Below are 1,136 nucleotides of genomic sequence, written 5' to 3'. Positions count from 1 at the left end.
AAAGTAAATCTGCCGAGCGAGGCATTTTTGAGCGTGCTGAAGATCGATTAAATTTATCGCACGGGTAATCTAAATTTCATCTTTTTTCATCTTTTTTCATCTTTTTTCATCTTTTTTCATCTTTTGCCGCGCGACCGTAAAATTTGCTTTTAAATTTTGACGATCGCGCGGGCGGTTTAAATTTAGCGGCTCGTCGTTCGGTATGAAATTTCGTCTTTAAATTTCACGATCTTAAGAGGCGATTTAAATTTTATTACTGCACGGCGTTTAAGTTCTATCGCTCGTCGTCCAAGCTTGATACATTCGCTGCTGCGCGCCCGTTTTGCGCCGCTTTAAGTTCTAGCATTCACTGCTCGGTCGTAGAATTCCGCCGTTAGGCTAAAATTTTGCCTTTCAAATTTAACGATCCCCGAGCGGTTTAAATTTTATGTCCGCCAGCCGATCATTGCGGTTGCGCCCGTCATCTCCTACAGTTGCACTTGCCGTGCCAGTCGCCTTCTGCAAAATTTTATCCGGGCGGCGTTCTGATATGAAATTTTATCTGCTGCGGCTTTATAAAATTTGATTAAATTTTCCTGCGCACCGATAAATTCGGCAAAAGCGCTAAATTTATCGGCACGGCAAAAGGACAAAATGAAATTTTAGACCGCTTAGGCATGGATAGGAGCGGCTTTATTGATCTATTTTCGGTATGTTTAGGCTGCGGCGCAAGGATGCAAGAGATGGGCTCGAAGCTGATCGTAAAGGGCAGGCGCCGCTCTGTGGATTTTGAGCGCGGTGAGATCAGTTTCGGCGATGATGCGCCGCGCGCCATTTGGTATATCGGTAGCGAAGCAAGCGGCAGCCGCACGTGGCTGTGGGGGTACGAGAACATAAATCGCCTCGATGAACGGCTGCTTGCCCTTGCGCGAGATGTGCGCGACTTCGGCTTGCGGCACGGGCTAGCCGAGCTTAGCACGCCTAAGCTCGTACTAAGCGCGGAGATAAACGGCCACGCTCTAAGCGCGATCGCATGCGGGCTATCGCAGGAGCCGTTATGTTACTACCGCTGCCCGTACGCCGGCGGAGCGGTGTTTGTGGCGTTCGCGGCAGGCGAGTGCGTGGCGCCAGATGGTACGATCAAACCCGGTATGGAC

Annotated in this window: 1 protein-coding gene; it reads left to right on the top strand. The window is 49.7% G+C overall.

Going from position 1 to position 1,136, the window contains the following annotated elements:
* Nucleotides 1–656 precede the first annotated feature (656 nt).
* A partial coding sequence (locus tag Q0256_RS05040) for a DUF6882 domain-containing protein (protein ID WP_367271940.1) occupies nucleotides 657–1,136 on the top strand: 480 nt, incomplete at its 3' end.

The organism is uncultured Campylobacter sp., from assembly GCF_937949835.1.
Classification (GTDB): Bacteria; Campylobacterota; Campylobacteria; order Campylobacterales; family Campylobacteraceae; genus Campylobacter_B.
Note: the sequence above shows the minus strand (reverse complement) of the source record. Positions and strands in the feature narration are given on the sequence as shown.